This is a genomic window from Terriglobus sp. 2YAB30_2 (genome assembly GCF_052114765.1).
Lineage (GTDB): Bacteria > Acidobacteriota > Terriglobia > Terriglobales > Acidobacteriaceae > Terriglobus.
This window is the reverse complement of sequence record NZ_JBFRFJ010000005.1, coordinates 1-14,404: the sequence shown is the minus strand read 5'-3', so window position 1 is coordinate 14,404 and position 14,404 is coordinate 1. Positions and strand designations below refer to the sequence as shown.

14 protein-coding genes are annotated in these 14,404 nt (G+C 59.4%); 9 read left to right on the top strand and 5 right to left on the bottom strand.

Features of this window, described 5'->3' with window-relative positions; all coding sequences use genetic code 11:
* Nucleotides 1-5 precede the first annotated feature (5 nt).
* Both AB4Y89_RS09395 and AB4Y89_RS09390 read left to right on the top strand, forming a co-directional pair.
* Nucleotides 6-947 carry an ATP-binding cassette domain-containing protein gene (locus tag AB4Y89_RS09395; RefSeq protein WP_442300935.1) on the top strand — a complete coding sequence of 314 codons (942 nt, stop codon included), beginning with the start codon at nt 6-8 and terminating at the stop codon, nt 945-947.
* A 2-nt stretch (nt 948-949) separates the two neighbouring features.
* Entirely contained in the window at nt 950-1,777 is an 828-nt protein-coding gene (locus tag AB4Y89_RS09390) for an ABC transporter permease (RefSeq protein WP_442300661.1), read from the top strand.
* Here the strand turns inward: AB4Y89_RS09390 and AB4Y89_RS09385 are convergent.
* On the bottom strand, nt 1,739-3,616 hold the full coding sequence (locus AB4Y89_RS09385) for a sensor histidine kinase (RefSeq protein ID WP_442300660.1): 1,878 nt from the start codon (nt 3,614-3,616) through the stop codon (nt 1,739-1,741). The two genes, AB4Y89_RS09390 and AB4Y89_RS09385, sit on opposite strands and share 39 nt — an antisense overlap.
* Nucleotides 3,617-3,666: 50 nt before the next feature.
* On the bottom strand, nt 3,667-4,659 hold the full coding sequence (locus tag AB4Y89_RS09380; protein WP_442300659.1) for a YpdA family putative bacillithiol disulfide reductase: 993 nt from the start codon (nt 4,657-4,659) through the stop codon (nt 3,667-3,669).
* Nucleotides 4,660-4,748: 89 nt separating this feature from the next.
* Here AB4Y89_RS09380 and AB4Y89_RS09375 point away from each other — a divergent pair, with 89 nt between their 5' ends.
* On the top strand, nt 4,749-5,354 hold the full coding sequence (locus AB4Y89_RS09375; protein WP_442300658.1) for a nitroreductase family protein: 606 nt from the start codon (nt 4,749-4,751) through the stop codon (nt 5,352-5,354).
* Nucleotides 5,355-5,559: 205 nt separating this feature from the next.
* On the opposite strand, the gene AB4Y89_RS09370 is transcribed toward AB4Y89_RS09375, so the two are convergent.
* Entirely contained in the window at nt 5,560-6,084 is a 525-nt protein-coding gene (locus tag AB4Y89_RS09370; RefSeq protein ID WP_442300657.1) for a DUF2199 domain-containing protein, read from the bottom strand.
* A 6-nt stretch (nt 6,085-6,090) separates the two neighbouring features.
* Nucleotides 6,091-7,617: a fumarate hydratase gene (locus AB4Y89_RS09365; RefSeq protein ID WP_442300656.1), complete on the bottom strand. Its 1,527-nt coding sequence runs from the start codon at nt 7,615-7,617 to the stop codon at nt 6,091-6,093.
* Between the two features lie 104 nt (nt 7,618-7,721).
* Between AB4Y89_RS09365 and AB4Y89_RS09360 the strand changes: the two genes are divergently transcribed.
* From AB4Y89_RS09360 to pgsA, 6 genes are all read left to right on the top strand, one after another.
* Nucleotides 7,722-8,186, top strand: coding sequence for a DUF3224 domain-containing protein (locus AB4Y89_RS09360; protein WP_442300655.1), 465 nt, complete (start codon nt 7,722-7,724; stop codon nt 8,184-8,186).
* Nucleotides 8,187-8,314: 128 nt separating this feature from the next.
* Entirely contained in the window at nt 8,315-9,709 is a 1,395-nt protein-coding gene (locus AB4Y89_RS09355) for an aspartate ammonia-lyase (protein WP_442300654.1), read from the top strand.
* A 396-nt stretch (nt 9,710-10,105) separates the two neighbouring features.
* Nucleotides 10,106-10,684, top strand: a complete 579-nt coding sequence (locus AB4Y89_RS09350) for a shikimate kinase (protein ID WP_442300653.1) — start codon at nt 10,106-10,108, stop codon at nt 10,682-10,684.
* Between the two features lie 72 nt (nt 10,685-10,756).
* On the top strand, nt 10,757-11,797 hold the full coding sequence (locus tag AB4Y89_RS09345; RefSeq protein ID WP_442300652.1) for an AI-2E family transporter: 1,041 nt from the start codon (nt 10,757-10,759) through the stop codon (nt 11,795-11,797).
* A gap of 267 nt (nt 11,798-12,064) precedes the next feature.
* Nucleotides 12,065-13,339, top strand: coding sequence for a Glu/Leu/Phe/Val family dehydrogenase (locus AB4Y89_RS09340; RefSeq protein WP_442300651.1), 1,275 nt, complete (start codon nt 12,065-12,067; stop codon nt 13,337-13,339).
* 85 nt (nt 13,340-13,424) lie between these two features.
* A complete protein-coding gene (gene pgsA, locus AB4Y89_RS09335; RefSeq protein ID WP_442300650.1) occupies nt 13,425-14,099 on the top strand; it encodes a CDP-diacylglycerol--glycerol-3-phosphate 3-phosphatidyltransferase in 675 nt (224 codons plus the stop codon).
* A 181-nt stretch (nt 14,100-14,280) separates the two neighbouring features.
* Here the strand turns inward: pgsA and AB4Y89_RS09330 are convergent.
* On the bottom strand, nt 14,281-14,404 hold a 124-nt coding region (locus tag AB4Y89_RS09330), incomplete at its 5' end, for an integrase core domain-containing protein (RefSeq protein WP_442300934.1).

Genomic DNA, 14,404 nt, shown 5'->3' with positions numbered 1-14,404 from the left:
TAGTGGTGATCGTAGAGATTCAATCGCTGCGCAAGGTATATGACGGCAAGCAAGCCGTCACTGCCGTCGATGGGATTGACCTTTCCGTCCGTCCCGGAGAGATTTATGGCCTGCTCGGCCCCAATGGAGCCGGCAAAACCACCACCATCTCCATCTGCACGACGCGTGCCCTGCCGACCGCAGGCAGCGTCCGCATCGCCGGAATCGATGTGGTGGCCAATCCCTCCGAGGCTCGCCGCTACATCGGTGTGGTGCCGCAGTACAACACGCTCGACCGGGCCTGCACTGTCTTCGAGAATATCTACTTTCATTGCCGCTACTTCGGTGCTTCCTCCTCAGAAGCCAAAGCTCGCACCTCCCAGTTGCTGGAACAGTTCCACCTGAGCGAACGCACCAAAGCTTATCCTCAGCAGCTCTCCGGAGGACTGGCGCAGCGCCTGCAGATCGCCCGTGCCATCGCACACCACCCCAAGGTGCTCTTCCTCGATGAGCCGTCTGCCGGCCTCGATCCGCAATCGCGTATCGCCATGTGGGATATCGTTCGCCGCCTGCACACCGAAGGCATCACGGTTGTGCTCACCACGCACTACATGGAAGAAGCCGATGCGCTCTGCGGACGAGTCGCCATCATCGACCACGGGAAGATCCTCGTGCAGAACACGCCTGCCGCCCTGAAGAGCTCCATCGGCGCAGAGACGATCTATCAGCTCGACCTGCGTGAGGTCGAACAGGCACAGTCGCTCGCTACACAACTTCGTTCGTTCAATGGCGTCGCCAGCGTCGAGACCACGTCCAACGGCATACGTGTGCTTGCCAAAGCCTCCGATGGCCTTCTGCCGGAGATCGTCACCGCCGCCAATCCCTTCGGTCTTCGTGATCTCTCCATCACCGAGCCCACACTCGAGACCGTCTTCATCCGCCTGACGGGCCGCGATTTGAGAGATTAATCATGCCGAGCAATGTTGCCCAATACGTTCACGCCTTTCGCGGGCTCTTCCTCCGCGACCTGCATGTGCTGCGGCGTGAGATGTTTCCCTTCCTCATCCGCATCTGTATGAACCCGATCCTCTTCCTGTTCGTGTTTACCTACATCATGCCGCACATGGCCGGCGGTTCCTCCATGAACCCGACCGCCGGCATGGCTGAGGGGACGGGTGTCAGCTTTTCAACCGTACTGCTCCCAGGCTTGATGGCTGTGGCCATCATGTTCTCCGGCATTGCTGCCGTGGCTCTTCCGCTGGCGCAGGAGTTCGGCGTTACGCGTGAGATTGACGATCGCGTGATGTGCCCGCTGCCGGTCGGCGCGGTTGCCATAGAGAAGATCGTCTTCTCAGCCATGCAGAGCATCATTGCCGCCTGCATCGTCTTCCCGCTGGCCTACTACATCCCCAGCACACCAGTCTCGGCGCACGTTACCAGTTGGCCGCTGCTGATCCTGGTGCTGATCCTCGCCTCGCTCACCGCCGGAGCCCTGGGCCTCACCATTGGCACCACCGTGAAACCGCAGCAGATCGGTCTGATCTTCGGCGTCGTCGTCATGCCCATCACCTTCCTGGGCTGTGTCTACTATCCCTGGGCTGCACTCACTCATATCCACTGGCTGCAGTACGGCGTGCTTTTCAACCCGATCGTCTATATGAGCGAAGGTCTGCGCGCATCGCTTACGCCTGCACTGCCCCACATGCATCCGGCTGCCATCCTGGGCATGCTGTGCTTCTTCCTGGTTCTGCTGACGTGGTTAGGCATTCGCGGCTTCCTTCGCCGCGTCATTGGATAGCGTTGCCCGTACGCCGTTGAGTCCGTCCTTCGGAAAGAAGATCGCGAAGGTTGTCCCTGCTTGTTCACCCTGCCGGCTCTTCACGCGCGCGGTGCCGGAGTGCTTGCGGATAATCTCATCGCTCACCCACAGGCCGAGTCCCGTGCCGGTAGCGTCCTTGGTAGTGTAGAACGGCTCGAAGAGACGACGCTGCGTCTCCTCACTCATCCCCGTTCCGGTATCGCTCACCGTCACGCGCACGCCATCACACCAGCCGCCGCGGAGAGAACGGCCCGTGCCATAGCGGGCACGCACGATCAGTCTGCCGCCACCGACCATCGCATCAATCGCATTCCCTATCAGGTTGGCAAACAACTGACGCAGCTCTCCGCTGAAACCAAAGAGCGCCACCGCGGGATCATACTGGCGCTCCACCGTAATACGCGCGCTGCCAAGCCTGGAGTGATGCAGAGCCAGCACTGAATCCAGCACCTCACCCACCTGCGTCTGCACCGGAAAGGTCGACTGCCGGTAGAAACGCAGCGTCTGTTGCGTGATCTCTGAGACGCGCGCCAGTTCAGCCTGTGCCGTGGACACATACTCGCGCGCCATCGAATCAAGCTCCGGATGCGTCTGCAGCAGGTACAGGAGATTCGTCACAGATTCCAGAGGATTGTTGATCTCGTGTGCGATGCTTGCGGCAAGCCGTCCTGCCGCGGCCAGCTTCTCTGTCTTGCGCAGCGCCTCCTCTGACTGCAGACGTTGCGTGATCTCCATCACCACAACACCAACCCACCGCACGACACCCTGCTGCGTACGTACGGGATACCAGTTGCAGATCCAGGAACGTTGCACACCCGGCAGGCTAGGCAGCTCTCCCTTCATCTCGATATCCCGCACCGGCTCTCCCGAGTCGAAAACCGTTGAGAGAAGCATCTCGACCCGCTCGGAGAGCGGTCCGGGAAAGACTTCCGTCATCCTTCGGCCGAGATGGCGATTGATCGGAAGTCCATTGATATCCGCAAGAAACTGGTTCAACCGCACGTATCGCAGCTTCTGGTCGAAGAACGCGAAACCGATGGGCGCATTCCCCAGCATGGAATCCAGCAGCGCCAGCGTCTCGTATAAGCCCGAGCGCTGATCTTCCAGCTCACGCACCATGGTGTTGAAGCTGCGAGTCAGCTCACCTACTTCGTTGGACGCGGTCACCACCAACGGAAAACCTGCATTCGATTCAGGATCGCGGATGATCTGCTGGGTCGCCTCACGCAGCTTCCGCAGCGGCCGGCTCACGCCGCGCACAATCAGCAGGATCGGCAAAAGGTTTGAGAGCAGCGCCAGACCGCCGTACCAGAGCGCTCCCGTGACGATGATGCTGATATTGCTCGCAAGCGCGGAAGAGCTCGGTTCCAGCCAGATCAGACCTGCAGGTTTCCCGCTGACGAAGATCGGAGCAACACTCTCGGTTCGCCCCTGGGCCGTGATAAACAGCCGCGCCTTCACTGGTCCCATCAACTCGCGTCGCTCTTCGGCGCTTAATGGCGCATCAGCGTTCGACTCGGATACCGCCAGAGTCCTGCCACTCAGATCCGTGACACGCGCTCCGTCGATGGTCGGTGTAATGCGCGCCGTCTCCAGGATCTCCTTCAACGCGTCCATGTGATCCTGGCTCAGCGGAACACTGCACGCTCCTGCCAGACGCTCCGCCTGCTGCAACAGCCGCTGACGAGCCCGTTCCCGCGTAACAGAGCGCTGCGCGGAGACCGTATAGGTCAAAAAGATGGCAAGCAGCAGAGTCTGCACCACAATGGTGCCAAAGATCAGTTGCCCCTGGATCGTTCTTGGCAAAATGCGGCGCATGAGATGGTTCCAAGGCTAAACCCGTCCGGGTTTCGTGGAAAGCTTTTCCCTCACGAGAGCTTGCTTGTTAAATCTCGGGCAATCTGCGCTCCGTGGAAACGCCCGTTTTCGATAAACACTTCGTTGGTGCGCTCACCAGCGATAATGACTCCGGCCAGATAGACTCCCGGAACGTTCGACTCCAACGATTGCGGATCGCACACCGGGCATCGGCTGTTGTTCTCATCCAGCCTGACACCTAATGCCTCCAAAAACTCGAAGTCAGGTCTATACCCCGTCAGAGCGAAGACAAAGTGATTCGCAATCGTGGTCTCGCCCTCAGGAGTCGTCAAGGTCACCGTGTCCTCTGCGATCTGCTTCACCACGCTCGAAAAGTACGCCTTGATCTCTCCGTTCTTGATGCGGTTGTTGATGTCAGGCAGAATCCAATACTTCACGTGGCTATGCATCGCAGGTCCGCGATGCACCAGGGTGACACGTGCTCCGTGACGCCATAGATCCAGCGCGGCAATCGCCGCGGAGTTCTTTCCGCCGATTACCACCACATCGAGACCGAAGTACGGATGCGGCTCGTTGTAATAGTGCATGGTCTTGGGAAGGTCTTCCCCGGGGAGACCGAGATAGTTCGGCAGATCGTAGTACCCGGTGGCCACCACAATCTTCTTCGCCTGATGCTGCAACACACGGCCAAAGCGATCTTCGGTATGAACGACAAACTGCCCATCGCTTCCGGTTACCTTGTCGACACGCTCGTACTGCCGCACGTCCAACCGATAGTTCTCGGCGACCTTGCGGTAGTACTCCAGTGCCTCGCTCCGCGTCGGCTTCTGGTTCGGACTCGAGAAGGGTATATTGCCGATCTCCAGCAGCTCCGGCGTTGTAAAGAACGTCATGTGTGCCGGATAGTTAAAGAGCGAGTTGCACAGGCAACCCTTGTCCACCAGCACAGCCTTCAGGCCGGCACGCTGCGCTTCAATCGCGCATGCCATACCCGTCGGACCTGCTCCGATCACCAGTACATCGAAAATCCCGGTCGAGGCCATATCTTTAATCTTATAGAAGATGCTGCGACGTCGAATTAGCCGCCGCATCCAACCCAAAGGCATCACTACCTCGAAGGAGCATCTGCACAATGCCCGATCTCGAACACATCAAGCACGGCCCCTCGGAGACTGGGGTTCTCGACCTGATCCTCAAGCGCTGGAGCCCCCGCGCTTTCTCTGATAAGCCCGTGGCCGCGGAAGACCTGAAGAAGATCTTTACCGCCGCCGGATGGGCGGCCAGCTCCTACGGCGAAGAACCCTGGCGCTTCATTGTCGGCATCAAGGGCGACAGCACCTACGACAAGATCTATTCCACGCTGGTCGAGTTCAACCAGGGATGGGCAAAGTCTGCTCCTGTGCTCTACCTCACCGCCGCCAAGAAGACCTTCACCGCCAATGGCCATCCGGACTACCACAACCTGCACGACACCGGCGCCGCCTCAGCCACGGCAGCACTGCAGGCCATCGCTCTCGGCATCCACACCCACGGTATGGGCGGCTTCGACCACAAGAAAGCCCGCGAGGTCTTCCAAATCCCCGAGGACTTCGACGTAGGCGCCGTATGGGCCCTCGGTTACCTCGGCGACGCGAATACCCTGCAGGGCGGCATGAAGGATCAGGAGCTTTCTCCCCGCAAGCGCAAGCCCTTCGATAGCTACGTCTTCTCCGACTGGGACAAGCCGGCAAAGTTCTAAAACAACAAAGGCCCGCCACCGGCGGGCCTCTCTAACAAACCACATTGAACCGTTGTCATCCTGAGCCGCAGGCGAAGGACCGCTTTCCGGACCCGTAATGACAACTCGGTGAGCCCGTATCCCGGGTGCCCCATGTCCCCTTAGGGACATGGGTATTCGCGCGACGCGCGAACCTAGGGTGACACCTCGAATTTCGTACCCCTAGTCAAAAGTAAGGATTCGGCCATGCAAAACCGAAGAAAGATATCTCCTTCGCCATTTGCAGCGATATCCCATTCTTTTGCTGAAGAAACAAGGGATGACCCGGGTCATCAATAAAAAATACAGGGCGTTGACCGACTTCTTGTAAGCGAACCGTGATCTGAAGGTTGAAAGGATCGGGTTCCATACTCATCTTATTAGCGAGCCTTCCCTTGAACGGCCCATGCCGATGCTCCCGGCCTTCTTCCTCCCAACAGTCCGAAATCTCATCGAAGTCCCCTTCCCGGAGAAGCGCCCAAACTCCCCAGAGGAAAGGAGCCTCCTCTCCAAGAATCGGGATCTCAATCAATCCACGAAGGAAGAACTCTTTGCCGTCAACAATGCACTGGTCAGAACCGGCAACCACACGGCTCTCGAACTCTTCATGCGAGCAAGATGCAACCGGATCGGGAAAATCAGCTGCAAAACTGAACGGAATGTCGCTGTGAGCCTCCCCACGCGTCGAACAGACCCATGATTCGCCGATCAACACCCCCTACTGCAGAATCGCCACTCCCTCAAACTCCCCGGCAATCCTCGCCTTCCACTCTGCCGGCCCGGTCTCGTGCACACTGACACCATTGGAATCCACCGCCACCGTCACCGGCATATCCCTCACCGTGAACTCGTAGATGGCCTCCATGCCCAGGTCTTCAAAGGCCAGCACACGCGATGCCTTGATAGCCTTCGAGACCAGATACGCGGCTCCGCCAACGGCCATCAGGTAGACAGCCTTGTTATCGCGAATCGCCTCGATCGCCGCAGGTCCACGCTCGCTCTTACCCACCATGCCCAGCAGACCTGTCTGCTCCAGCATCTGGCGCGTGAACTTATCCATCCGCGTCGCTGTCGTCGGACCTGCCGGCCCGACAACCTCTTCGCGCACGGGATCGACCGGGCCAACGTAGTAGATAAAGCGTCCGGTGAAGTCGACCGGCAGCTTCTCACCCTTATTGAGCATCTCGATCATCCGCTTATGTGCGGCATCGCGGCCGGTCAGCAGCTTACCGTTCAGCAGCAGCACTTCGCCCGGCTTCCACGTTGCGACCTCTTCGCGGGTCACGGTATCGAGATCGACACGGCGCGCATTCGCCGGTGAGTACGTCAGCTCCGGCCAGTCTTCCAGCGATGGAGCCTCGATGTGCGCCGGTCCTGAGCCATCCAGATGAAAGTGCGCATGGCGCGTTGCTGCGCAGTTGGGAATCATCGCCACCGGTAGATTGGCCGCGTGCGTCGGATAGTCGAGGATCTTGATATCGAGCACCGTCGTCAGGCCACCCAGACCCTGCGCACCGATACCCAGCGCATTGATCTTGCGGTAAAGCTCGATACGCATCTCTTCCAGCTTGTCCTGCGGCCCGCGCGCGATCAGCTCCTGCATGTCGATCGGTTCCATCAGCGCCTGCTTGGCCAGCAGCATCGCCTTCTCCGCCGTTCCGCCAATACCGATACCTAGCATGCCCGGTGGGCACCATCCAGCGCCCATCGACGGCACGGTCTTCACGACCCAGTCCACAATCGAATCTGACGGATTCAGCATGGCGAACTTCGACTTCGCCTCACTGCCGCCGCCCTTGGCTGCAACGATGACGTCGATACTATCGCCCTGCACCAGCTCGATATTCACCACCGCCGGCGTGTTGTCCTTCGTATTCTTGCGGCCAAAGGCCGGATCGGCGAGAACGCTGGCGCGCAGGCGATTGTCTGGATGGTTATAAGCCCGGCGCACACCCTCGTCGCACATGGATTGCACATCCATGGTCGCGCCCTCCCACTGCACGCCCATACCGATCTTCAGGAAAACGGTCACAATGCCGGTGTCCTGGCAGATGGGACGGTGCCCCTCGGCGCACATCCGGCTGTTGATCAGGATCTGAGCCATTGCGTCTTTGGCCGCAACCGACTCCTCCAACTCATACGCCCGAGCCAGGTTCTTGATGTAGTCCACCGGGTGGTAGTAGCTGATGTACTGGAGCGCGTCCGCAACGCTCTGGATAAGGTCTTCCTGTTTGATCGTGGCCATCGGATAGGTTCCTGCATCCATTTTACGGCTCGGATAAGATCGTTGTACTCACAGCGCAGCCGCGAAACCGTTACCTGCTGCGCCGGATCTCCCAGGGACTGACTATGCGCAAACTCCTGCTTGCCGCTGCCCTCTCGCTCTCCACCACTCTTGTTCAAGGACAATCTCCCGCCATGAATCACGCCGCCGGCACCTTCGAAGTCAAGGTCGCGCCCACCGGACACGATCCGGAGCCTACCATCAGCTCCCTCTCGATCGACAAGCAAATCCACGGCGATCTCGAGGCAACCACCAAGGGCGAGATGCTCGCCGCCGGAGACCAGAAGGCCGGCGTCGGCGGTTACGTCGCCATTGAACGCGTCACCGGCAAGCTCAGCGGCAGGATCGGCAGCTTCGCCCTCATGCACTCCGGCACCATGGTCCCCGGCCAGCCTTACGACCTGAAGATCATCGTCGTCCCAGGTTCAGGCACCGGCGATCTCTCCGGGATCTACGGCACATTCCATCTCGCCATCGACAGCGCCGGCAAACACTCCTACACCTTCGACTACGCCTTTTCCACCAAGTAGAGGCTCGGATCTGGGTGCCCCATATCCGGGGTCCCCAACGAGCTCGCTCGTTGGGGTGGTCCCTCGGCTGCGCCGAGATGTGGGTATTCGCACGCCCGCAAGCGATAATAGGGACCGGCTGAGCCCTCATGAAAACCCGTACAGAAAAAGACTCCCTCGGCGCCATCGAACTTCCGGCCGACGCCCTCTACGGCGCGCAGACTGCCCGCGCCATCCGCAACTTTCCCATCAGCGGCATGCGCGCTCATCCCGCCCTGATCCGCGCCATCGCGGCCATCAAGATGGCAGCAGCTGAAGCCAATCGCGACCTGAACACGGTCACCGCCGAACGCGCCAACGCCATCATGGCCGCCTCCAAGGAGATCCTCGACGGTAAACACCATGACCAGTTCGTGATCGATGTCTTCCAGGCCGGTGCCGGTGTCAGCTTTCACATGAACACCAACGAGGTGATCGCCAACCGCGCCAACCAGATCCTGGGCGCGAAGCTCGGCAGCTACGAGAAGGTGCATCCCAACGACCACGTCAATTACGGCCAGTCGACCAACGATGTTTTTCCGACGGCCATGCGCCTCTCCGCGCTGCTGGCTCTCGAGGACATCTACCCGGTGCTGAAGTCACTCTCCGCCACCTTTGCGAAGAAGGCAGAGCAGTTTGATCACGTCCTCAAGTCCGGCCGCACGCACATGCAGGACGCAACGCCGATCCGTCTGGGACAGGAGTTCGCTGCCTATGGTCTCGCTATCGCGCACGCCTGCCGCACGATCAGCCGCACCTCGGCCAGCCTACGGGAGCTTGGTTTGGGAGGCTCGGCTGTCGGCACCGGGCTCAACACCCATCCGCAGTACCGCGCTCTGGCCATCCAGAACCTCTCGACACTGACCAGGCAGCCGCTCTGCCCCGCGCCCGATATGCGCTATGCCATGCAGAGCTGTGCGCCGATGGCGGACCTCTCGGGATCGCTGCGCACGCTTGCTCTCGAGGTCATCCGCATCTCCAACGATCTGCGCCTGCTCGCCAGCGGCCCCAACACCGGCCTGAATGAGATTCAGCTTCCCGCACTGCAGCCCGGCTCCAGCATCATGCCCGGCAAGGTGAATCCGGTACTGGCAGAGCTTGCCGCCATGGTCGCCTTTCAGGTCATCGGGAACGACACCGCCATTGGCTATGCCGTACAGGCAGGACAGCTCGAACTGAATGTGATGATGCCCACCATCACCTACAACACGCTGCAGTCGATCCAGATCCTGACTAATATGCTGCGTGAGTTCGATGAGCGCTGTATCGCCGGCATCACCGCCAACGAAGATCGCTGCGCCTTCTATGCAGAGTCCACCGTCTCACTGGCGACGGCGCTCAATCCCTACATCGGCTACGCCAAAGCGGCAGAACTGGTAAAGGAGTCGATCGCAAGCGGCAAAGGCATCCTCTCCCTCGCCCGCGAAAAAGAACTGCTGACCGACGAACAGATCACCGAGATCCTCGACCCGCAAAAGATGACCGAACCCCGCGAAACCATTTAGGGATAGCTCCACCTGGGTGCCCCATATCTCGGCTACGCCGAGATGTGGGCATTCGCGCTATGCACGAACCATTCAACACCTCTAACTCAAACAAAACATAACAGTTAAATCTTCCTTGGCCGGATCTGCCCCGAACCCGGAACTTTTTCTTGCAACTTCCCGTGCCTGAGGCTACTCTCTACAACTGACATGCGGATGCGCGCATTCCAGCCCGGCTTTTGCTTTACCTACCGCTACTGGTGGCCAGTAGCGGCTCAGGCGAAGCGCGGGCGCGTGTTCCACGGATAGAACCCTAAATCCAGCAGAAAAGCCCAAGTTTCAAGACCCGAGCCGCGACCCCACCAAGGTCGCGGCTTTTGTTTTACTCCAAATCCAGCCACAAAAGAGGACAATGAAATGGTGACCGTCGAAAGCGCAAAGAAACCCCAACCTCAAACTCCATCACGGATTGCCGCCACGACCGAGCGCGTGGTGCTGACAGGCTATATGGGCGCCGGCAAATCGACGGTAGGCCGCGCCCTGGCCAAGGAGCTTGGCTGGGAGTTCTGCGATCTCGATCACATCATCGAAACAACGCACGGCGCCACCATCGCCGAGCTCTTCACCCAGCACGGTGAGCCCGGCTTCCGGCAGCTTGAGACCCGCGCTCTTGCCGCGGCACTTGGCCGCCATAATGCTGTCATCGCCCTTGGTGGTGGAGCGTTGGAGTCGCTCACCAATCGCCTGCTCCTCGAACAGAAGCCCAACACCCTCACGGTCTTCCTCGATGCGCCGTTCGAGATCCTTTTCGATCGCTGCGTGCTTCAGCCGGATGCTGCTATCCGTCCTGTCCTCAAGGACCCAGATACTGCCGCCGCCCGCTTCAAGGCGCGTCGTCCGCAATACCAGCGCGCAGCCCACATCATCGTGGAAACCGAGGCGCTCACCCCGACTGAGACCGTCGCACGGTTGATTGAGGAGTTGCGCCGGCACTAACTTCACGCGCCAGGCGCAGTTTCCGCATCGTATGCTTTGACGAAACTGTGTTAGCACGGAGACCTGCGCCTGGTGGAACCACCCATCATCAATCCCCCGAAAGACCGCTCCCGCGAGATTCGCGGCTATATTCTCTTTACCTTCCTGGTCATGTTTGCCAGCTTCCTCGCCTGGAAGCTGATGCATCAGCTCGAGATTCTCTACGTCTCAGCCATCTTCGCTGTCGTGCTCACGCCGGTCGTGCACGCCATCATGCGCTGGAAGATCAGGAGCTGGAGCCCCAACCAAGGCATCTCCGTCCTCGTTCTGATGATCGGCATCCTCGGCCTGCTGACGCTGCTCTTCTGGCTCGGCCTTCCCCCGGTCATCTCCGATCTGAAGCAGTTCGCAGAGGATCTCCCGGCCCGGATTCCGGGAGCGATTGCCAAGGTCAAGCGCATTCCCATGGCCGACAGGCTTGGCATCGACTCCGTCACGCAGCATGTCGAGCAGGTTCTCTCCGCGACCGCGGGTTATGTCGTCGCCGGCTTGCCGAAATGGATCGCCCGCATCGCCGACATCATTATGGCGGTCATCCTCACGATGTACTTCATCCTTGAGGGCGATACCGTTTACCGCTACTTCCTCTCCATGGTGCCGGCCATCTACCGCACTCGCCTGGATATGACGCTGCAGAAAGCAGAGTTGCGCGTCAGCCGCTGGCTCATCGGCCAGCTCTCGCTCATGGCCATCCAGGGCGTGTACAGCATCATCGTCTTCTTCTCGCTGCACGTCCGCTACTTCATGCTGCTGGGTGTCCTGATGGGTATCACCAACATCATTCCGGTGGCAGGCAATCTCATCACCATCATCATTGTCTTCTGCGTTGCCGCGATCGATTCCTGGACCAAGGCATTGCTCGTCCTGCTCTTCTACGTCATCTACTCCCAGGTTGAGAATGCCTGGCTGGTGCCTAGGATCATGCGCTCCAGCGTCGACCTGATGGGCATCACCGTCCTGGTCGCGCTGCTCTGCGGCACCGCCGTCGCCGGCATCGTCGGAGCCCTGGTAGCCGTCCCCACCGCCGCCCTTGTTGCCGTCATCACCGACGAGTACCTGGTACGAGGGGATTGAAGAAAAGTTGAATGGTTGAATTGTTGAATGGTGAGCCCAAACGGCCCGGAAGATCTGAAACTCACGATTCAACTATTCAACTAACCAACCATTCAACCGTTTTTATCCCACCTTTGTAGTGTTGCAGTTCATGTTTTTGGCGTCCTATACTCGTGCGGTTTGGCCACCGACCGGTCTGGTCAAACCAGTTCTGCTGCCGACCTATACCGTGGCAGCACGACGGCCGGAGAGACGCTGCTGACAGCGACAACCATGAAGGACAAAAACATGCAGGTGAACGAAATTTTGACGCTTGACCAGGAAACCAACCCCTGGGCAGCGCAGGAAGCCCGCTTCAATGAAGCGGCAGAAAAACTCGGGCTCGAAGAAGGTCTACAAAAAGTTCTACGTCTGCCGAACCGCGAGATCATCGTCCATTTCCCCGTTCTGATGGACAACGGGAAAATTGAAGTCTTTACCGGCTACCGTGTACAGCACTCGGTCGCCCGCGGCCCGGCCAAGGGCGGTATCCGCTACTCCCCGGACGTCTCTCTCGATGAGGTGCGAGCCTTGGCAAGCTGGATGACCTGGAAGTGCGCCGTCGTCAACATTCCCTTCGGTGGCGCCAAAGGCGGCGTTATCTGCGACCCGCACAAGATGAGTCAGGGCGAGCTCGAACGGCTCACCCGACGCTTTACCGCGGAACTGATCGAATTTATTGGTCCTGAAAAGGACATTCCCGCTCCGGACATCAACACCAACGAGCAGACCATGGCCTGGATCATGGATACCTACTCTATGCACATGCGTCAGACCGTGACCGCTGTCGTCACCGGCAAGCCGGTGAACATCGGCGGCTCTCGCGGCCGCACCGCCGCTACCGGACGCGGCCTCAGCGTCGTCTGCGATGAAGCGCTGAAGCACCTTGGCATTGCCTGCGAAGGCTGCAAGGTCATTGTGCAGGGTTTCGGCAACGTCGGCTCCAACGCCGCCAAACTGCTCTCTGAGAAGGGCTACAAGGTGATCGGTATCGCCGAGCACGACGGCGGCCTCTACAACGCCAACGGCATCGATATCCATGGCCTGCTGAAGTACAAGCAGCAGGCTGGCACCGTCGTCGGATTCAAGGAGGCCGAAGCCATCGATCCTCTGGAACTGCTCACATGGAAGACCGACATCCTTCTTCCAGCAGCGACCGAGAACGTCATCACCAGCCGCAATGCCGAACGGATCCAGGCCCGCATCCTCTGCGAGGGAGCCAACGGCCCCACCACCCCCATCGCCGACGAAATCCTCGCCGACAAGAAAGTCTTCGTCATTCCTGACATCATGGCCAATGCCGGCGGTGTCACCACCAGCTACTTCGAATGGGTCCAGGACCGCATGGGCTTCTTCTGGACGGAAGAAGAAGTCAATGCCCGCCTCGACAAAACCATGGCCGAAAGCTTCGCGGACGTCGTCCGCTATGCCCAGGCTCACAACGTCAACAACCGCCTCGCAGCCTACATGCTGGCTATCGATCGCGTTGCCTACAACATCCGCCAGCGCGGCATCTACGCCTGATGTCTCTCCCGGCAAAACAGTGGACCCTGCGATCCACTGTTTTGCTTGGCGGCAATCCCCGGCGAGTGACTAGAATAGGGTTGTCGTGAATCTCCCGAACTCCATCACGATGAGCCGCATTGCCAGCGTGCCGCTGCTCATCTGGGCGTTGTCTCCGGTCTTTCCCTGGAAAGACCTTCCTGGTGTGCAGGAGATCACCGCCTCGATTATCTTCATCCTCGCCTCCATCACCGATGGCGTCGACGGCTATCTCGCCCGGCGACGAGGCCAGGTCACCACGCTCGGCATACTGCTCGACCCTCTGGCAGACAAACTTCTGATCACATCGGGATACATCTGTCTGGTCAGCTACACGCCTTCCGTCGTGAAAGCCTGGATCGCCGTCCTGGTCATTGGCCGCGAATTTCTGGTCAACGGACTGCGCTCCATCGCCTCCACTGAGGGTTTCACCATCGAGGCCAGCGAGATCGGCAAGCTCAAGACCGTGCTCCAGATCGTCAGCGTTACGGCCGCCATCATGAACCATGGCTGGCAGACCTGGAATATCTACGGCTTCATCTTCGACTGGCACCTGGTCGCCATCACCGCAATCTACTGGATGGCCATCGTCTCGATCATCTCCGCCGTGGACTACTTCGTCGGCTTCTGGAAGAAGATCGATACCAAGTCCGAGATTCGCCGCAAGCGCCGCTCCTTCGTCCTCAGCCGCAAAAAGAAGAAGATCCTTCCCAGCGCCTCAGGTCCCCAGCGAGCCAGCTAACTCGTTCTGCTGAGCCACAAAGCGGGTGCCCCATGTCCGGGGTCCCCAACGAACTTGTTCGTTGGGGTGGTGCCCCTCGGGGACATGGGCCGTTCGAGCGTAGCTCGAATCGTGTTTGCTGAAATTCTGGGGTAATCCCGAACCCACCCTAACGTTGTGAGGGTGGGGCACCTGTAGGAGGTCAAGAGGTTGTTGACATCTGGAGCCTGCTGATGGGCGGGCGTAGGTTGAGGCTAGCATGAGGTCTTTGTTGGTTGTAGAAGTCTGTCCAAGGGGCGAGTTGGGTGTCTCTTTGTTCTGAGTTT